The 20,488-nt window shown below is 32.6% G+C and carries 18 protein-coding genes; 10 read left to right on the top strand and 8 right to left on the bottom strand.

Going from position 1 to position 20,488, the window contains the following annotated elements; genetic code table 11:
• The coding region (locus M890_RS0105910) for a PorP/SprF family type IX secretion system membrane protein (protein WP_028282651.1) at window positions 1-498 on the top strand (498 nt) is incomplete at its 5' end.
• Window positions 499-517: 19 nt separating this feature from the next.
• Window positions 518-2,422: an OmpA family protein gene (locus M890_RS0105905; RefSeq protein WP_028282650.1), complete on the top strand. Its 1,905-nt coding sequence runs from the start codon at window positions 518-520 to the stop codon at window positions 2,420-2,422.
• 92 nt (window positions 2,423-2,514) lie between these two features.
• Here the strand turns inward: M890_RS0105905 and M890_RS0105900 are convergent, their stop codons facing one another.
• Window positions 2,515-2,982 (bottom strand): CYTH domain-containing protein, encoded by a 468-nt coding sequence (locus M890_RS0105900; RefSeq protein WP_028282649.1) that lies wholly within the window; start codon window positions 2,980-2,982, stop codon window positions 2,515-2,517.
• A 71-nt stretch (window positions 2,983-3,053) separates the two neighbouring features.
• Here M890_RS0105900 and dinB point away from each other — a divergent pair, with 71 nt between their 5' ends.
• On the top strand, window positions 3,054-4,157 hold the full coding sequence (dinB, locus tag M890_RS0105895) for a DNA polymerase IV (RefSeq protein WP_028282648.1): 1,104 nt from the start codon (window positions 3,054-3,056) through the stop codon (window positions 4,155-4,157).
• Here the strand turns inward: dinB and M890_RS0105890 are convergent.
• The 6 genes from M890_RS0105890 to M890_RS0105865 all read right to left on the bottom strand — a co-directional run bounded on the left by M890_RS0105890 (window position 4,154) and on the right by M890_RS0105865 (window position 9,043).
• Entirely contained in the window at window positions 4,154-4,438 is a 285-nt protein-coding gene (locus tag M890_RS0105890) for a hypothetical protein (RefSeq protein WP_028282647.1), read from the bottom strand. The two genes, dinB and M890_RS0105890, sit on opposite strands and share 4 nt — an antisense overlap.
• Window positions 4,439-4,728: 290 nt before the next feature.
• Window positions 4,729-6,171 carry a pyruvate kinase gene (gene pyk, locus M890_RS0105885; protein ID WP_028282646.1) on the bottom strand — a complete coding sequence of 481 codons (1,443 nt, stop codon included), beginning with the start codon at window positions 6,169-6,171 and terminating at the stop codon, window positions 4,729-4,731.
• Window positions 6,171-6,656, bottom strand: a complete 486-nt coding sequence (locus tag M890_RS0105880) for an IPExxxVDY family protein (protein ID WP_028282645.1) — start codon at window positions 6,654-6,656, stop codon at window positions 6,171-6,173. Before M890_RS0105880 ends, pyk begins: the two co-directional genes overlap by 1 nt.
• Window positions 6,657-6,791: 135 nt before the next feature.
• Window positions 6,792-7,538, bottom strand: a complete 747-nt coding sequence (gene rnc, locus M890_RS0105875; protein WP_028282644.1) for a ribonuclease III — start codon at window positions 7,536-7,538, stop codon at window positions 6,792-6,794.
• A 9-nt stretch (window positions 7,539-7,547) separates the two neighbouring features.
• A complete protein-coding gene (gene fabF / locus M890_RS0105870) occupies window positions 7,548-8,798 on the bottom strand; it encodes a beta-ketoacyl-ACP synthase II (RefSeq protein WP_028282643.1) in 1,251 nt (416 codons plus the stop codon).
• Between the two features lie 11 nt (window positions 8,799-8,809).
• Window positions 8,810-9,043: an acyl carrier protein gene (locus tag M890_RS0105865; protein WP_013869581.1), complete on the bottom strand. Its 234-nt coding sequence runs from the start codon at window positions 9,041-9,043 to the stop codon at window positions 8,810-8,812.
• A gap of 182 nt (window positions 9,044-9,225) precedes the next feature.
• Here M890_RS0105865 and purN point away from each other — a divergent pair, with 182 nt between their 5' ends.
• The 4 genes from purN to M890_RS0105845 all read left to right on the top strand — a co-directional run bounded on the left by purN (window position 9,226) and on the right by M890_RS0105845 (window position 13,437).
• Entirely contained in the window at window positions 9,226-9,792 is a 567-nt protein-coding gene (gene purN / locus M890_RS0105860) for a phosphoribosylglycinamide formyltransferase (RefSeq protein ID WP_028282642.1), read from the top strand.
• Window positions 9,793-9,819: 27 nt separating this feature from the next.
• On the top strand, window positions 9,820-10,461 hold the full coding sequence (locus tag M890_RS0105855; RefSeq protein ID WP_028282641.1) for a ribonuclease H1 domain-containing protein: 642 nt from the start codon (window positions 9,820-9,822) through the stop codon (window positions 10,459-10,461).
• Between the two features lie 77 nt (window positions 10,462-10,538).
• Entirely contained in the window at window positions 10,539-11,465 is a 927-nt protein-coding gene (locus M890_RS0105850; protein ID WP_028282640.1) for a PfkB family carbohydrate kinase, read from the top strand.
• Between the two features lie 73 nt (window positions 11,466-11,538).
• Window positions 11,539-13,437 carry an amidophosphoribosyltransferase gene (locus M890_RS0105845; protein ID WP_028282639.1) on the top strand — a complete coding sequence of 633 codons (1,899 nt, stop codon included), beginning with the start codon at window positions 11,539-11,541 and terminating at the stop codon, window positions 13,435-13,437.
• Between the two features lie 274 nt (window positions 13,438-13,711).
• On the opposite strand, the gene M890_RS0105840 is transcribed toward M890_RS0105845, so the two are convergent.
• Entirely contained in the window at window positions 13,712-14,320 is a 609-nt protein-coding gene (locus M890_RS0105840; RefSeq protein ID WP_028282638.1) for a superoxide dismutase, read from the bottom strand.
• Window positions 14,321-14,514: 194 nt separating this feature from the next.
• Here M890_RS0105840 and M890_RS0105835 point away from each other — a divergent pair, with 194 nt between their 5' ends.
• From M890_RS0105835 to M890_RS0105825, 3 genes are all read left to right on the top strand, one after another.
• The gene (locus tag M890_RS0105835) at window positions 14,515-17,658 is read left to right on the top strand and encodes a UvrD-helicase domain-containing protein (protein WP_028282637.1); all 3,144 of its coding nucleotides are present in this window, start codon (window positions 14,515-14,517) and stop codon (window positions 17,656-17,658) included.
• 67 nt (window positions 17,659-17,725) lie between these two features.
• Complete coding sequence (gene kbl, locus M890_RS0105830) at window positions 17,726-18,919, top strand: glycine C-acetyltransferase (RefSeq protein ID WP_028282636.1); 1,194 nt, start codon at window positions 17,726-17,728, stop codon at window positions 18,917-18,919.
• Between the two features lie 125 nt (window positions 18,920-19,044).
• Complete coding sequence (locus M890_RS0105825) at window positions 19,045-20,475, top strand: OmpA family protein (RefSeq protein ID WP_028282635.1); 1,431 nt, start codon at window positions 19,045-19,047, stop codon at window positions 20,473-20,475.
• Window positions 20,476-20,488 lie beyond the last annotated feature (13 nt).

Below are 20,488 nucleotides of genomic sequence, written 5' to 3'. Positions count from 1 at the left end.
CCTTTTTTCTCAGAAAATATTAATGAAGTTACTCCAAATATTGGAGCTGGATTATATTTTTACAAACCAAGTAAGTTTTATATATCTGCCTCTATGCCTAACATTTTAAATTCTGTTCATTTAGATGCAAATGGCTTTAAAATAGGATCAGAGACGCAACACTTTTTTGGAGCAGCAGGATACGTATTTGATTTATCAGAAAACTTTAAGCTAAAGCCACACGCTTTAGCTAAAGTTGCTTTTGATGCACCAGTAAGTTTTGATGTTAACTTAAACTTATTTATGTATGACTTTGTAGAAGTAGGAGCAGGTTACCGCTTAGACGACTCTTTTAGTGGTATGGTCAACTTTTTAGTAGCACCTAATTTAAGAATAGGTTATGCGTATGACAGTATCCAATCACAATTAGATGTTGTAACCAACTCATCACACGAGATTTTTATCAACTTTGATATTAATCTTCCAAGAAAAGTATCACGTTCACCACGTTATTTCTAATCATAAGCTAACCAATACAATGAAAAAAATACAACTATTTATATTCGCGATATTACTAAGCAGTACCAGTGTGTTTGCTCAAAGTGATGCGACAAAAAGTGCTGACAAACATTTTGATAAATTAGAGTTTGTTGAAGCAGCTAAAGCCTATACCAAATTAGTAGAAAAAGGAGAAGCAGACGCATACGTTTACCAGCGATTAGCCGAAGCTAACTACAATACATTTAATACCGTAGAAGCAGAAAAATGGTATGCAAAAGCATTAGAAACAAACGATGATGCAGACATGCTTTACAAATATTCTGAAATGTTAAAAGCAAATGGTAAATATGAAGCATCAAACACACAAATGAAAAAATTTGCATCGCTTTACTCTAACGATGACAGAGCTGTAGCCTACAATTCAAATCCAAATTATTTAGAGGACATTTTAAAATCTGAAGCAAAATTTACTGCACAAAATTTAGATTTTAATACCGCTGCTTCAGACTTTGGAGGAACTTTAAAAGACGGAAAACTTTATATTACTTCCGCAAGAAATGACTCTAGACGTAATTATGGATGGAATGACCAACCGTTTTTAGACATCTATGAAATAACAAAAGCAGAAGACGGAAGTTATACTGAACCAAATTTACTTAATGGAAAAATAAACACTAAATATCATGAAGGTGTGGTATCATTTACACCAGATGGTAATACTATGTACTTTTCAAGAGAAAGCTTTTTTGAAAACATGTACGAAAAGCTAGAAACAGGAAACACAAAAATTAGTGTTATTCAGTTATTTAAAGCAACAAAATCTGGAGATAAATGGGAAAAAGTACAACCGTTAAATATCAACACTAATACTTACTCAGTAAAAAACCCATCTGTAAGCAAAGACGGAACAACGTTATACTTTGCATCTGACATGCCAGGAGGATTTGGTAAGTATGATATTTATAAAGCTACAATTAATGCTGATGGTATGGTTGGAACACCAGAAAACTTAGGAAACAAAATTAATACCTCAGGACAAGAAATGTTTCCGTATGCTGGAGCTAATGACTACCTGTTTTTTTCTTCAAACGGTCACTTAGGCTTAGGTAACTTAGATGTTTTTTATACAGAATATTCTGGTAAAGCAAAAGTAAAAAATATGGGAGCACCAATTAACAGTAAAGCAGATGATTTTGCTTTTAACATTGATGCTGACAAAAACGGTTATGTATCTTCTAATCGTGTAGGTGGTAAAGGTAGTGATGACATTTATGCTATTAAAGAAATTAAACCTTTATGCGAAGTAGATATGATTGTAAGTGTTGAAAATGCTGAAACAGGTGAGAAATTACCTAATGCATCAATTACACTTTACGATGCTAAAGGAAGCGTTATTGACACACAAACAACAAATACTCAAGGTATAGCTACCTTTAATACTGACTGTGAAATAGAGGCTAGTCTAAAAGTGACAAAAGCTGAATTTGAAGACAACACAATAACAGCCAATACAACAAGAGAAGATAGATTAAATGTTAGTGTTGACTTAACACCTATAAAGAAAATTATTGTTGAAGATAAGGTTGTCTTAGATCCAATTTATTTTGAATTTGATAAATCTAATATCACAGCTCAAGGTGCTGCAGAATTAGACAGATTAGTATTAGTAATGAATAAATACCCAGAAATGGTAATTTACGCAACTTCGCATACTGATAGCAGAGGTAAAGATAGTTACAACATGAACTTATCTGATAGAAGAGCTAAATCAACCGTAGCCTATGTAGTATCTAAAGGTATTGATGCAAGTAGAATAACTGGTGATGGAAAAGGTGAGTCTGAACCATTGTATGACTGTGGATCTAGTTGTACAGAAGAGCAACATCAATTTAACAGACGTTCTGAGTTTACAATTGTAAGCGGTGGACCACAACAACAATAGATATTAGTCTAACAACCAATTAAAAACCAATTTAAAAGCCACATCTTTGATAGATGTGGCTTTTTATTTTATTCTTATTTTAAGCATTAATTTTACCAAGAACGATACGGATTTTCGCTAAGTTGCGAATTATAATATTTAATATCTCCTGTCACTTCAACACCTAACCAATCTGGTTTTACAAAAGTTTCGTTTTCATGGTCTAACTCGACCTCTGCAATAATTAAACCTTGATTTTCTCCATAAAATTCGTCGACTTCAAAAGTGTGATTCTCTACTTTAATATCGTAACGCGTTTTTTCTATTACTCCTTTTTTACAAAGTAACAACAACTGTTCAGCTTCAGTTTTAGTAATTTTTTTTTCCCATTCAAAGCGCGATAATCCATTATTGGATGATTCTCCTTTTATGGTTAAATAACCTATATCGCCTTTAAGCCTAATCCTAACTGTACGTTTTTTATCAGTACTTAAAAACCCTTGAGTAATTTTAGTTTGTTTAAATGCATCATTTTTAAAAGCATTGGATTTGACTAAAAATTTACGTTCTATTTCTATCATTTTTTTAGTTAATTATAAATCTTCAATTAAATTGAAATAAATAAAAGACATTTAATGTCTAAATTTACAAGATGCAAAACGATTTACCAATAAGAAAAATTATTCATGTGGATATGGATGCATTTTACGCATCTGTAGCTCAAATGGATAATCCAGAACTTATAGGTAAAGCTATTGCTGTTGGAGGTGGCGGAATACGAGGTGTTATTAGTGCTGCTAGTTACGAAGCGCGAAAATTTGGAGTCAAAAGCGCTATGTCTGGACGATTGGCTATAAAGTTATGTCCACATTTAATTTTTGTTAAAACAGACTTTGAGCGCTATAAAGAAATCTCTAATAAAATTAGAAACATTTTTTACGACTATACAGATTTGGTAGAGCCTTTATCTTTAGATGAAGCCTATTTAGATGTAACCCACAACAAAAAAGGTAATCCAAGTGCCTCTATGCTTGCCGAAGAGATTAGATCCAGGATTTTTAACGAAGTTGGTTTAACTGCATCTGCAGGAATAAGCATTAATAAATTTGTTGCTAAAGTTGCTAGCGATTATAACAAACCTAATGGACAAAAAGTGGTTAATCCTGAGGAGGTTTTAGACTTTTTAGAATCTTTAGATATTAGAAAATTTTATGGCATTGGTAAGGTTACTGCAGAAAAAATGTACCAAAAAGGCATTTATAATGGTAAGGACTTAAAATCTAAATCTATTGAATTTTTAGAGTCCAACTTTGGTAGATCAGGCAAGTCGTACTATTACATTGTCAGAGGTATACATAACAGTGAAGTTAAACCTAATAGAATTAGAAAAAGTCTAGCTGCTGAGCGTACTTTTACAGAAAATTTATCTTCAGAAGTCTTCATGCTTGAAAAATTGAAGCTTATTGCTGACGAAGTAGCCAAACGATTAGCTAATAATAAAGTTGCAGGAAAAACTGTAACGTTAAAAATTAAATACAGCGATTTTACTTTACAAACACGCAGCAAAACATTACCCTATTTTATTGCTGATGCTGCTGTAATTTTGGATACTGCAAAGGATTTATTATATCAAGAAAAAATGAGTAACTCGGTACGTTTACTTGGGATTTCTCTCTCTAATTTAAATACTGAAAAAAAATCTAAAAAGACTGAAGTGGACAAAGCCATTAGTGTCCAATTACGTTTTAAATTTTAAGCTACAGATACAATTCGCTCCATTGGAATAGTTGTAGAGGTTTTTAATATTACATAGTCTTCTGTTACACCCCAAATTGTGGTATTTACTCTTTTTAAGCCTTCGTTGTCTGCAAATAAAATGTGTACTTTCTGGTGCTCTATATTTCCCAACACCATAGCTCTTGTTAAGGTTTGACAACGTTCTGCTTTTTCTTTTTTTGAGGATAATAATTCTTCTTTAGGGAATTTTAAAAATTTTATTTGCTCTTTTTCTATTGTTTGTATTGCTTGATTATTCATTTTGTATACTATTAATCGTTTAGTATATTAATTTACATAATCATTATGTAACATCATAAAATTTATGTTGTTTTGATTAAAATTTAACATAGTTTGTAGGTGTTTTAAAACAAAAAAACCAGCTATATCACTATAACTGGTTTTAATATATTGTTTTGTTCTTGGCTATGCGTTAGCGATAGAAACGACATCCTTTTTTGTGTGCGCTTATGCACAAAAAAGATATAGTGGATAGCGCGACCCTTGTGGTAACGCCCAAACTATCTTTATCTTATTACAAAGTGGGTAGTTTAAAAACTACAGCTTGTAATTTCTGTCACTCTTAGGGTATTTACCATTCCTTTTTCTTGAATTGGCATGGCTGCTAAACTAATTAGCATATCTCCTACTTCTAAGAATCCTTTTTTACAGGCTATTGCGTTTACGTCTTCTATGGTTTCGTCTGTACTAACAAACTTATCATAATAAAAGGCTGTAACTCCCCAAAGCAAATTTAACTGCGTTAATATACGCTTGTTTGAGGTAAATACTAATATGTGTGATTTTGGTCTCCATGCTGATATCTGGAACGCTGTGTATCCACTATTGGTTAATGTAGATATTGCTTTTGCATCAATATCATTAGCCATGTGTGCTGCGTGATAACATATAGATTTTGTTATGTATCTGTTAGTGCGTATGTGTGGTGGTGATTGTGGCACCTTTATTAATTCTGAGTTTTCTACACTTTTAATAATGTTAGACATTTGTCTGATAACTTGCACAGGATATTGTCCTACACTTGTCTCTCCTGACAGCATTACTGCATCTGCACCATCCATTACACTGTTTGCGACGTCATTTACTTCTGCACGTGTTGGTGTTAAACTAGTAATCATAGTCTCCATCATTTGGGTTGCTATAATTACTGGTATTCTGGCACGTTTTGCACGTAGTACTAGTTGTTTTTGTACTAATGGTACTTCTTCCGCAGGAATCTCTACACCAAGATCTCCTCGTGCTACCATTAATCCATCACAGTAGGCTACAATTTTGTCTATGTTTTCTACTGCTTCTGGTTTTTCGATTTTTGCAATAATCGGAATTTTATGATCGCTATGTTTTTTGATTAGTTCTTGTAATTGCATTAAATCCTCTGCATGACGTACAAATGATAAGGCCATCCAATCAACGCCTAATTTACAAGCAAAAATAGCGTCTTCGACATCTTTTTCTGTTAATGCTGGTTGAGAGATGTTTGTGTTAGGAAGATTAACTCCTTTTTTAGATTTTAGTGGTCCACCTTGAATTACTTTGGCTTTTACTTCAGACTTTTTATCTGTAGATAGGACTTCAAAAATTAATTTTCCGTCATCTAAAAGTATGCGTTCTCCTGGTTTTGCATCCTGCGGAAAACGGTCGTAGGTCATGTAAACACGATCCTTAGTACCTTCAAAACGTTTACCTGTTGCAAAAATAATCTCATCTCCAGGATTAACTATAACCTCTCCCTTCATGACTCCTACACGAAGCTTAGGTCCTTGTAAGTCTCCTAATATTGAAGCGTTATAACCAAACTCATCGTTTAGTTCACGAATCATTTTTACACGTTCTTCAACGTCTTTATAATCTGCATGAGAAAAGTTAATTCTGAATACATTAGCACCTTCGTCTAACATACCTTTTAATACCTCTTTGCTGCTAGTTGCTGGTCCTAAAGTTGCAACGATCTTAGTTTTTTTTCTTATTGGCATTAGTTGAATATTAAATTGTCCTTAGATTTTAAAGCATCTGCATCTATACTATAAGCAGTGACTACTTGTGGAATCCTTAGAATATTATTTAAAATGATTTTTTCTTTATTATGAAATTCGGTTTGTATTTTAAGAAGATAATTTACTTTTTTAAATTCTGGTAGCAAATAAAAATTAGTTGCTCCTGATGAGTCTTCTCCAAATAACGAATTTGATTGTTGTTGTAAATTATTATGCTGCACCTTGCAAGTATTAGCTACTAGGTGATATGTGGTCAGTTGTTTTTCGTCAAACCACTCAAACAAAGCATAACTTGAATTTAAACTTGGATTGGTTACATCTACTAACCGTCTTTTAAGTTTAATATCTAATGTTTGATTAATTAAAAAAGCTAATCTATAATCTTCTATTACGCAATGAATACCTATTAATGCGTAATGCTCTTCTTCTAAAAAGTCGTCTAATGAGAGTTTTCGAACAGCCATTTTAATATAAAATTAAATGTAAATATAGCATTTAAACGCTTAGTATTACTCAATTTTACTTAAACTTAACAACAAATAATTACGAAAACGTTTTAGTATAACTTAAAATAATAGGAATTTAAGAATGTGCTGTTTTTATATAAAACCAGCTTTGGTAATTTGGCTTTGAAGAGCAAAAAAGGCACGTTTAGACGCTTTTTCTTCTGCCTTTTTTTTAGACGTTGCTCTGGCTTTAGCAACAATTTTATGATCTATAGATAATTTTACAGAAAAGTGTTTGATATCGTCATTGCCAGAATCTTCGTAAACATTGTAGTCAAAAACCTTCTTTTCTTTTTGACACCATTCAATCAATAAACTTTTATAGCTTATGACTTTCCCTTCTAATTTTTCGATATCGACATAAGGATCTATAACGCGTTTTTGTATAAACTTGTCACAGTTTTTATAACCTTTATCTAAATAAATAGCTCCTATTAAGGCTTCAAATAAATTACCATGAATGTTATCTCCAAATTGTCCTTTAGGAATTTTACTTTCTACTAAGTTTATTAATCCTAAATCTTTACCTAGCTCATTTAAATGCTCTCTACTAACTACTTTGGATCGCATTTTGGTTAAATAACCTTCATCACCACCTGGAACTTCCATATATAAGTGATGTGCAATTACAGCGCTAAGCATAGCATCTCCTAAAAATTCTAAACGCTCATAATTAATTATGTGACCCTTTTCATCTTTAATGTTCATGGAACGATGTGTAAAGGCAGTCTGATAAAACTTTAGGTTTTTTGGTTTAAATTTTAAAATTTTAGAAATAGCCACAAAAAAATTCCCATCGTCATTTGATTGGGAATTAAATATGTTACGAATGCGTTTCATTCAATAAGACTAGTCTAGTTTTTTAAATAACACACATGCATTATGTCCTCCAAATCCAAAAGTATTGCTCATTGCAACATTAATCTCTCGTTTTTGAGGTGCATTAAGTGTAAGATTTAATTCAGGATCTATATTCTCGTCTACAGTTGTATGATTTATAGTTGGTGGCACAATACCATGTTCCATTGCCAAAATAGCAGCAATAGCTTCAATAGCTCCAGCAGCACCTAATAAATGACCAGTCATAGACTTGGTAGAATTGATATTGATGTTTTTAGCATGATCACCAAAAACTTCTTTAATAGCTTTTAACTCGGCAACATCACCTAGAGGTGTAGATGTACCATGAGTATTAATGTGATCTACGTCTTCTGGTTTTAAACCAGCATTTTCTAAACAGTTTTTCATTACTGCAATTACTCCAATTCCATCTGGATGTGGTGCAGTCATGTGGTAAGCGTCAGAGGACATTCCGCCTCCTAAAACTTCTGCATAGATTTTAGCTCCTCTTGCTTTTGCGTGCTCATATTCTTCTAGAATAATTGCTCCTGCTCCTTCACCTAAAACAAATCCATCACGAGTGGCATCAAAAGGTCTTGATGCTGTTTCTGGACTTTCATTTCTGGTTGATAAAGCATGCATTGCATTAAATCCTCCCATTCCAGCAATAGTAACTGCTGCTTCACTACCTCCTGTTACAATAACATCGCAATGTCCTAAACGTATATAGTTTAGCGCATCAATCATTGCATTAGCAGAAGATGCACAAGCAGATACAGTTGTATAATTTGGACCCATAAAACCATTTTTAATAGAAATGTTTCCGGGTGCAATATCTGCAATCATCTTAGGGATGAAAAAAGGATTAAATCTAGGAGTGCCATCACCTTCAGCAAAATTTAACACTTCGTTTTGAAATGTTTCTAATCCACCAATTCCGGCTCCCCAAATAACGCCAACTCTTAATTTGTTAACGGTATCTAAATCTAGTTTAGAGTCCGCAATAGCCTCATCAGATGCGACCATTGCGTACTGCGTAAACCTGTCCATTTTGCGGGCTTCTTTTCTATCCAGAAAATCAGTTGCCACGAAATTTTTTAACTCGCAAGCAAAGTTTGTCTTGAACTTTTCAGTATCAAAATATGTAATCGGCGCAGCACCACTTTTACCACTAATAAGACCAGACCAATACTCGTCCTTAGTGTTTCCAATTGGTGTTAACGCTCCTAAACCTGTAACTACTACTCGCTTAAGTTCCATAAATATTGTGCTTATTTAGCAGCTTCAATATAAGATACAGCTTGACCTACTGTAGCAATGTTCTCTGCTTGGTCATCTGGAATCTGGATATCGAATTCTTTTTCAAATTCCATGATTAATTCTACAGTGTCTAATGAATCTGCTCCTAAGTCGTTTGTGAAGCTAGCTTCTGTTACAACTTCGTTTTCATCAACACCTAATTTGTCTACGATAATCGCTTTTACTCTTGATGCAATGTCTGACATAATTTTAATTTTTTTAGTTTTAATTAAGAGGCAAAAATAAAAAACTTTATTTTAAAACACACGTTTACTTTAAAAATGTGCTACGAATTTAATTATTTAAATTGAAGAATTTCAATTTTAGCCTGTAATTGTTAATATTTATTGCTTTTTTTGTTTGAAGATTTTAACATTGAAACTAGAAAATGAAACGTGTAGTAATTTTTGCGTCCGGAAGCGGATCTAATGCTGAAAATTTAATAAAGTTTTTTCAAAATAGAGACAATGCGTCTGTTATTCAGGTACTAACTAACAATCCTCATGCCAAAGTTTTGGATCGTTGTAAAAAACTGAAGGTAAGCGCATTATCATTCAACAAAATAGCCTTTACAGAAACAGAAGATGTCCTAAATATTCTTAAAGCTAATAAACCTGACCTAATTATTTTAGCTGGTTTTTTATGGAAATTTCCAGAAAACATCTTGAAATACTTCCCTAACAAAGTAATAAATGTACATCCAGCTTTACTGCCAAAATTTGGAGGAAAAGGCATGTATGGAATGCATGTACATCAAGCTGTAATAGATAATAAAGAATCCGAAACAGGCATTACAATTCATTATGTAAACGAGAATTATGACGAAGGAGCTATCATTTTTCAAGAAAAATGTAAGGTTTTAGCTTCAGACACTGCGCAAGATGTTGCAGATAAGATTCACGAATTAGAGATGAATCATTTTCCGGAAGTGGTTAATCAACTATTAAAAAAATAAGATTTTCGTTTACACGGAAATACTAAAATGAGTAAAAAGAAGAAAAAATATTATACCGTTTGGCAAGGACACCATAAAGGTGTTTTTGAAACTTGGAATGATTGTAAAGCACAAATTAAAGACTATCCTGGTGCGCAATATAAATCCTTCTCTACTTTTGATGCAGCAAAAGAAGCATTAAAAGGTAACTACTTTGACTATATTGGAAAAAAAGAAGGTTTTACAAGTGAGTTAAGCGCTGAGCAATTAAAAAAAATAGGGAAACCAAATTACAACTCTATAGCTGTGGATGCAGCCTCTTCTGGTAATCCAGGTATAATGGAATATAGAGGTGTAGATACTAAAACAAAAAAACAATTATTTAAACAAGGACCATTTGAGCAAGGCACAAATAATTTAGGCGAGTTTTTGGCATTAGTCCATGGTTTAAGTTTTTTAAAAAAACATAATAGCGATCGTATTATATATACAGACTCCAAAACCGCTATGAGTTGGGTCCGAAAAAAAACCTGTAATAGTAAGCTTGAACGTAACGCTAAAAATAAACCTGTTTATGATTTGGTAGATCGTGCGGTAGCTTGGTTAAAAGAAAACGACTACAAAACAACTATAGTCAAATGGGAAACTAAAGCTTGGGGAGAAATTCCTGCAGATTTTGGTCGTAAATAATTAGCATTTCTTTCAAAAGATTCCACTTTTTTACAGAATATATTTTACGTAAGTTTGCACTAAATTTTAAAGCCTTTATGAGCAAATTAGTAATTGTAGGTACAGTAGCATTTGACGCTATAGAAACTCCTTTTGGTAAAACCGATAAAATTCTTGGTGGAGCAGCAACTTATATAGGGTTGTCAGCTGCAAATTTTGATGTAGATCAAGCAGCAGTATCTGTTGTTGGTGGAGATTTTCCTCAGGAATATTTAGATCTTTTAAAAAATAAAAACGTCGATATCGAAGGTATCGAAATTGTAAAAGATGGAAAAACCTTCTTTTGGAGTGGAAAATACCATAACGACATGAACTCTCGTGATACTTTAGCAACAGAGTTAAATGTATTAGAACATTTTAATCCTGTAGTGCCAGAAAATTATCGCGATGCAGAAATTGTAATGTTAGGAAATTTACACCCTTTAGTACAACAAGGTGTACTAAACCAAATGACTAAAAAGCCTAAGTTAGCAATATTAGACACCATGAATTTTTGGATGGACATTGCATTAGATGACTTACTTGCGGTTATTAAAAATGTTGATGTTATTACTATTAATGACGAAGAAGCAAGACAATTAACTGGAGAATATAGTTTAGTAGTTGCTGCTAGAAAAATACATGAAATGGGACCAAAATATGTTGTTATTAAAAAAGGAGAGCATGGTGCTTTACTTTTCCATGATGATCATATGTTTTACGCACCTGCTTTACCATTAGAAGAAGTGTTTGATCCAACTGGAGCAGGAGATACTTTTGCTGGTGGATTTGCAGGTTACCTTGCAAGTACAGGAGACATTAGTTTTGAAAACATGAAAAATGCAGTAATCTACGGATCTACCTTAGCCTCTTTTTGTGTTGAGAAATTTGGAACAGAGCGCATGATTGACCTTAAAAAAGACGAGGTCAACAATCGACTAAAAGAATTTAAAAAATTAACACATTTCGATATCGAATTAAAATAAAAAAACGCGCTCGTAATTATGAGCGCGTTTTTTATTTTTATCATTTTAATAAACAACTCACAACACAACAACAATGAGTGATGCTTTAAAACACGAGTGCGGAATTGCACTAATAAGATTACGCAAACCTTTAGAATTTTATAAAGAAAAATATGGAAGTGCTTTTTATGGTGTAAATAAAATGTACTTAATGATGGAAAAGCAACACAATCGTGGTCAAGATGGTGCTGGTTTTGCAAGTATTAAAATGGACACCAAACCAGGAGAACGTTATATTAGTCGTGTACGCTCCATCGCACAACAACCTATTCAGGATATTTTTGCACAAATTAACGAACGTGTTAATAAAGAGTTAGCAGAACACCCAGAATACCATGATAGTGTTGCGCTTCAAAAAAAACACATACCTTATATAGGAGAACTATTATTAGGACATGTGCGTTATGGTACCTTTGGTAAAAATAGCGTAGAAAGTGTTCATCCTTTTTTAAGACAAAATAACTGGATGCATCGTAACCTGATTTTAGCAGGTAACTTTAACATGACTAACGTTAAAGAGTTATTTCAAAATCTAGTAGACCTTGGGCAACACCCAAAAGAATATACAGACACCATTACTATAATGGAAAAAATAGGCCACTTTTTGGATGATGCAGTAAGTAAAATCTATAAAGACCTAAAAAAAGAAGGTTACGGTAAACATGAATGTTCACCTTTAATTGCCGAACGTTTAAAAATTGCAAAAATATTAAGACGTGCTGCTAAAAATTGGGATGGTGGTTATGCTATGGCTGGTTTAATTGGACATGGAGATGCTTTTGTACTTCGTGATCCAGCAGGTATACGTCCTGTCTATTACTATACAGATGACGAGATCGTTGTTGTTGCTTCAGAACGTCCTGTAATACAAACTGTTTTTAATGTCGAGTTTGATGATGTTAAAGAGTTAACTCCTGGTCATGCTTTAATCTCTAAAAAATCAGGTGCAGTTTCGATAAAAAAAATATTAGAACCTTTAGAGCGTAAATCTTGTAGTTTTGAACGCATTTATTTTTCTAGAGGAAGTGATGCCGAAATCTATCAAGAGCGTAAAATGCTTGGTAGATTGTTAATGCCAAAAGTATTAAAGGCTATAGATAATGACACCAAAAACAGTGTCTTTTCATACATACCTAATACTGCTGAAACTTCATTTTACGGAATGATTGAAACAGTAGAAGAGCATTTAAATGCTAAAAAAACTAAAGCTATTTTAGATGGAAATGGTCAATTATCCGCAGATCAAGTAACATCAATATTAAAGGAAAGACCACGAATAGAAAAAATAGCTATAAAAGATGTTAAGCTTAGAACCTTTATTACTGAGGATAGTAGTCGTGACGACTTAGTTGCGCACGTTTACGATGTAACTTATGGTGTTATTAAACCTACAGACAATCTTGTAATTATTGACGATAGTATTGTACGTGGTACCACTTTAAAAAAGAGCATTATTAAAATGATGGACCGATTACATCCTAAAAAGATTGTTATCGTATCCTCAGCTCCACAAATACGTTTTCCAGATTGTTATGGTATTGACATGGCTAATCTAGAAACCTTGGTAGCTTTTAATGCTGCATTAGCGTTACTTAAAGAAAACGGAAAATATGATCTAGTAGAAGAAGTATATCACAGATGTAAAGCACAAGAAGACTTAGCGGATAAAGATGTTAAAAATTTTGTAAACGAAATTTATGACCAATTTACAACAGAACAAATTTCGGCTAAAATCTCTGAACTTTTAACTGACGAGTCTGTTAATGCTAAAGTTGAAATTATTTTTCAGCCAGTTGCTAATTTACATAAAGCTATACCTGATCATTTAGGTGATTGGTACTTTACAGGAAACTACCCAACAGTTGGTGGTAACCGAGTGGTAAACAGAGCTTTTATTAATTTTTACGAAGGAAACAAGGAGCGTGCATACTAATTATAGAAAGTGCAATTTTTCTCACGACACACTCATTTAAGCGAATATTTTTACGTTTTAACTATATTTTATAATATATCAATTTAAATGTCGTTATATTTGAGCTTACCATAACATAAGTAGGTTAAGTTCATGGTAGATTTGGGGCAAAAAAGGAGAACTCTCGTTCTCCTTTTTTATTTGCCATAAATTAAGCAAAACAGACCCTTTAAAGCATAAAAAAAAGCAGATTCAATATTGAATCTGCTTTTTTATTTTATTATCGTTTTAAAGCTTATTTAGCTTCTGCGTAACGTCTTTCTACTTCGTTCCAGTTAATTACATTAAAGAAAGCATCAATATAATCTGGTCTTCTGTTTTGGTAGTTTAAGTAATACGCATGCTCCCAAACATCTAATCCTAAGATTGGTGTTCCTTCGCAAGTTACTCCTGGCATTAATGGGTTATCTTGGTTTGGTGTAGAACACACTTCAACCTTACCTCCTTTATGCACACATAACCAAGCCCAACCTGATCCAAATTGAGTTGCTGCTGCATTACTAAAAGCATCTTTAAAAGCCTCAAAGCTTCCGTAAGCTGCCTCAATAGCATCTTTTAATTCTCCAGATAAACGTCCTTTACCCTCTGGATTCATAACTTCCCAAAATAATGAGTGATTGTAAAAACCTCCTCCATTATTTCTAACAGCCATATTATTCATATCTAAATTAGTAAGAATATCTTCAATAGATTTTCCTTCTAACTCAGTACCTTCTATCGCACCATTTAATTTAGTTGTGTAACCGTTGTGGTGTTTAGTGTGATGTATTTCCATTGTACGTGCATCAATATTTGGTTCTAATGCATCATACGCATATTTTAATTTTGGTAATTCAAAAGCCATAATTGTATGTTTTTAATTGTTAATATTCAATATAATCAAAATTAAACATTAAAGCCTTCAATTGAAAATATTTAAGCAATGGATTAAAAGTATTTAATAATATTTTAACATCACAATTTAAATATTAAAGAATGTTATAAAATTAATTTAGGAACCATAATATTGTTATTATCTTGTCTAAAATTTAAAATTAGATGTCCACAAAAGCGCCTTTTAAAGTTTATGATGCCTCTGCTGGTAGCGGAAAAACCTTTGCTTTAGTTAAGGAGTATTTAAAATTATTATTTACCCGAAAACACAATGACGGGTTTAAACAAATATTAGCTATAACCTTTACCAATAAGGCTGTAGGTGAAATGAAAATTAGAATTTTAGATACATTAAAATCGTTTTCTGATCCAGAAATTATTAGCAATCCAAACGGAATGTTTGCGGCTATAACTACAGAATTAAATCTTAAACCCACAGATGTACATCTAAAATCAATTGCATTATTAAATACCATAATGCATAATTATGCTGCTTTTGACATTTCTACAATAGATGGTTTTAACCACAGATTAATTAGGACATTTGCACATGATTTAAAAATTCCGATAAATTTTGAAGTAGAGCTTGACACACCAACTTTACTTAATCAAGCTGTGGATAGTCTTATATCAAAAGCAGGAACAGACGCAAAATTAACTAAAGTATTAATTGATTTTGCGCTAGAAAAAGCTGATGATGATAAAAGCTGGGATGTCTCTAGGGATTTTAATAGCATTGCTAAACTATTAATTAACGACAACGACTTACCACATTTAGACAGTATTAAGCATAAAACGCTAGAAGATTTTAATACTTTAAAAGCAGAATTAATCAAAAAAATAAAAAACCAAGAAACACTAATCAAACAATTAGCTACAAATCTTTTAGATGTGTTTAAATCTAATGGTTTGGATGCCAAAAGTTTTTCTAGAGGAACACTATTTAATCACTTTGTTAAAGTTTCTAATTTTGAATTTTATAAAATATACGAGAATAAATTAGCCGATAATATTGCTCAAGGCAACGTGTACACAAAGACTTTAGATTCCGCGAAAGCGCAAATAATTGATCAACTGTTACCTGAAATAGAAAAAGTTTATCATTTAATTAAGGACAATGTTACTAGTTTAAAATTTATAAAAGCGGTTTATAAAAACGTAACACCATTATCTGTCTTAAATGCCATAAATAAAGAACTAACAACTATTAAGGAAGACGAAAACAAATTATTGATTTCTGAGTTTAATACCCTTATTAGTAAAGAAATTAAAAACCAACCAACACCTTTTATTTATGAACGCCTAGGAGAAAAGTTTAGGCATTATTTTATTGACGAGTTTCAGGACACGTCACAAATGCAATGGGAAAACTTAGTACCATTAATAGAAAACACACTTACTGGTCAAAACTTAAAAGGAGAGCAAGGCTCTGCTATGTTGGTAGGTGATGCTAAACAAGCCATATATAGATGGCGAGGCGGAAAAGCAGAGCAATTTTTAGGACTTACTAAAAGTGATAACCCTTTTCCTATTGAAAAAGAAGTCGTCAGACTAGAATATAATTACAGAAGTTTTAAGCAGGTTATTCAATTTAACAATGCCTTTTTTAACTATTTATCTAACACTAGCTTTAGCAGTATTGACTATTCTGATTTGTACAAAAAAGCAAATCAAATTCCTGTATTAAGTCAAGAAGGTTTTGTTAATATTCAGTTTTTAGCTTTACAAAAAGAGGATGATGTTAATGAGCTGTTTCCAGAAACCGTTTATGAGACCATCAATAAATGCCTAGTTAATGGATACAACTTAAAGGATATTTGCATATTAGTTAGAAAGAAAAAAGAAGGTGTAGCTATTGCTGAATTTTTAAGCGAAAAAGGCGTTAGAATAACGTCCTCCGAAACCATGCTAATAAACAACTCTGAAGAGGTTAAGTTAGTAATCAATGTTTTTAAACTATTAATTAACCCAAATCATTTAGAGGTCAAAATTAAGGTTTTGGATTATATAGCCAATACTAATAATATCCAAGATAAACATGCCTTTTTTAAAGCCAATTTAAATGCACCACTACAAGATTTTTTTAAAAGTTTTGAACAATTTTCAATTTTTTGTAATCCAACAGCATTAGTACAACTGTCTTTATTTGATTTAGCAGAACAGATTGTAAGAAGCTTTAAAATGACTGAAACTTCAAATGCGTATATCCAATACTTTTTAGATATCGTTTTAGAGTTTTCTCAAAAACAAATATCAGATCTACCTAGTTTTGTAGACTACTACGAGTCTAAAAAAGAAAGCTTAAATATTGTCTCGCCAAGCAATCAAAATGCGGTTCAAATAATGACAATCCATAAATCTAAAGGATTAGAGTTTCCTGTGGTTATCTTTCCGTACGCACATTTAAATATTTATAAAGAAGTAGAACCAAAAGAGTGGTTTCCGTTAGACCAAGAACAATTTAATGGTTTCACTAAAACACTACTTAATTTTAATAAAGACTTTGAAGAGTTTGGTACAACTGGAGAAACCATATACAACCAACACAGATCAGAACAAGAGTTAGATAATATCAACCTTTTGTATGTTGCATTAACCAGACCAATAGAACAGCTATATATTATTTCTAAAAAGGAAAACCCAGTAAAAGGCATAATAACACAAAACACCTATTCGGGATTGTTAACAAACTACTTAATAGATAACAGTCTATGGAATGATGCACAATTAGAATATTCCTTTGGTAAGGTTGAACGCGAATCACAGCACGAAGATAAGGTAGAAAATACACAAGAAACTGACCAGTTTATTAGTGTTTCAAAACTAGACCACAATATTAAAATTATAACTAAATCTGGCTATTTATGGGATACCGAACAAGAAAATGCTATTGAAAAAGGAAACTTAATCCACGATATAATGTCTCAAATACATACAATTGAAGATGTACAGCAAGTGATTTTTGGTTATATCCAACAAGGAAGCATTAATAAGCAACAGGCGCAAATTTTAACCCACACTATTAATGGTATTATTAATACGCCAGAAGTAAACCCTTATTTTACAAATCAATATACAATCTATAACGAAAGAGACATCATAACAAAAACAGGTAACATTATTAGACCTGACAGATTAGCCATAAAAGATAACGAAGCAGTAATAATAGATTATAAAACAGGTTTATCCAATCCTAAATACCAACAACAGTTAGAGGAATACTCAGACATTTTAAAAGAAATGAATTTTACAGTTAAGAAGAAAATCTTAATCTACGTAAATGACACCATTAAAATAGTAACCTATTAGGTAAAGAATAAATATAACTAAGCAATTAACGCAATAACATTATTAAATTTGCAAAAAACATACAATCATGTACAATAAAATAAAAGAACACTTACAAAACGAAATACAAGACATTAAAGACAACGGTCTTTTTAAAGAAGAACGCATTATCACATCTGCTCAAGGTGCCGAAATAACTTTAAACACAGGAGAAACTGTATTAAATTTTTGTGCAAACAATTATTTAGGCTTATCATCTCACCCAGAAGTCATTAAAGCAGCTCAAGATACAATGGATACTCATGGTTTTGGAATGTCATCTGTTAGATTTATTTGTGGTACACAAGACATACACAAAACCTTAGAACACAAAATAGCCGAATTTTACGGAACCGAGGACACAATACTTTACGCAGCAGCATTTGACGCTAATGGAGGAGTATTTGAACCACTATTAGGTAAAGAAGATGCTATTATTTCAGACTCGTTAAATCATGCCTCAATTATTGATGGTGTAAGATTATGTAAAGCTGCAAGATACCGTTACCAAAACAACGACATGGCAGATTTAGAAAAGCAACTTATTGATGCTAATGCAAATGGAGCACGTTTTAAAATAATTGTTACAGACGGAGTTTTCTCTATGGATGGACTAGTAGCGCCTTTAGATAAAATTTGTGATTTAGCAGATAAATATGATGCTTTAGTAATGATTGACGAGTGTCACTCGGCTGGATTTATAGGAGAAACAGGACGTGGAACATTAGAAGAAAAAGGTGTTATGGACAGAGTAGACATCATAACAGGTACTTTAGGAAAAGCACTTGGAGGTGCAATGGGAGGCTATACTACTGGTAAAAAAGAAATTATAGAACTATTACGCCAACGCTCAAGACCATATCTATTCTCAAATTCATTAGCTCCAGCAATAGTAGGCGCTTCAATTAAGGTGTTTGATATGTTAGCCAATGACAACACATTACGCAATAAGTTAGAAGAAAACACTAAGTTTTTCAAAAAGCAAATGAAAGCTGCAGGATTTGACATAATTGATGGTGACTCAGCAATTGTACCTGTAATGTTATATGATGCTAAACTATCACAAACTATGGCTAATATGCTTTTAAAAGAAGGCATATATGTTATCGGGTTTTTCTTCCCAGTCGTACCAAAAGACAAAGCTAGAATTAGAGTACAATTATCAGCAGCACATACTAAGGAACAACTAGAGAAAGCAGTTAGTGCTTTTATTAAAGTTGGTAAAGTATTAGAAATTATTTAGAAACAATCTATAATACTGATATAAAAGCAACAAATAATCAATATTTTTATATATTTGTCTTTGTTAATAATATATAACAACTTATTTTTGCTTTTAATTAACACTTAAAAATTAAATTTTTGAATATGAAAAATCTTAGCAGATTATTGTTCACAATGTTACTACTTTCTAGTTTAGGTAACGTTATGGCACAAGACCAAAACAACCCATGGGCTATTAACTTCGGTGTAAACGCAGTAGATGTTTTTCCTGTAGGTGAAAACGCTCCACAAGGGGATTACTTCCAAGAATTCTTTAACGCTAACGATCACTGGAGTATTTTACCATCATTATCTACAATTTCTGTATCTAAGTATGTTGGTGATAACTTCTCTATCCAAGCTGGAGGTTCTATAAACAGAATTAACAAATGGGGACAAGATAGTACTAACCCTAGTTTACGTGTTAACGATTTAGCATACTACGCTCTTGATGGTAACGTAAGATACCACTTAGGTGAAGTATTAGGTTCAAAAAGATTAGATCCAGCTATTGGAGTTGGAGGTGGTTACACTTGGATTGAAGAAGGTGCTTATAACACTGTATCTACTAAAGCTGGTTCTAACAACGCAGTTGGAGCAGGAACAGTTAATGCTTCTTTAGGATTAACTTACTGGTTTTCTGATAACATTGGTTTATTTGTTGAGTCTAAATACAAGCACTCATTTGAAGATTATTTAACTAAGCATTTCCAACATTCAGCTGGTTTAGCAGTTAAATTTGGTGGAACTGATACTGATGGAGACGGAATATATGACAAAGACGATGCTTGTCCTGATACTTTTGGATTAGAAGCATTTAACGGTTGTCCAGATTCAGATGGTGATGGAATCGAAGATTCTAAAGATACTTGTCCAAACGAAGCTGGTTTAGCTGAGTTTAACGGATGTCCAGATACAGATGGTGACGGAGTATCTGATAACAACGATGATTGCCCACAAGTAAAAGGATTAAAATCTTTAAAAGGTTGTCCAGATGCTGATGGTGATGGTGTTGCAGATTCTAAAGACAAATGTCCAAACGAAGCAGGACCTGCTGCAAATGGAGGATGTCCTTGGCCAGATACTGATGGTGACGGTGTATTAGACAAAGATGATAACTGTCCTAAAGAAGTAGGAACAGCTGCAAACAATGGTTGTCCAGAAATTGCTGTACCAGACCAAGTTGTATTAGACAAGTTAAATAGCTATGCTAAAACTATCTTATTTGACACTGGAAAATCAAGCTTCAGAAAAGAAACTTTCTCAGTATTACAGTCTATTACTGCAATTTTAAAAGAATACCCAGACGCAAACTTCACAATTGAAGGTCACACTGATAGCGTTGGAAGCAAAACTTCTAACCAAACATTATCTGATTCTAGAGCTAATGCTGTAATGGCTTACTTAATCGAAAACGGAATTAACTCTGAAAGATTAAACGCTTACGGATTTGGTGAAGACTACCCAATTGATAGTAACGCTACTAAAGCTGGAAGATTTAACAACAGACGTGTAGAAGTTAAACTTAGAAAATAAGTTATAACTAAAC

Origin of the sequence: Olleya marilimosa CAM030 (assembly GCF_000518485.1) — a bacterium.
Taxonomy (GTDB): Bacteria; Bacteroidota; Bacteroidia; order Flavobacteriales; family Flavobacteriaceae; genus Olleya; species Olleya marilimosa.
Note: the sequence above shows the minus strand (reverse complement) of the source record. Positions and strands in the feature narration are given on the sequence as shown.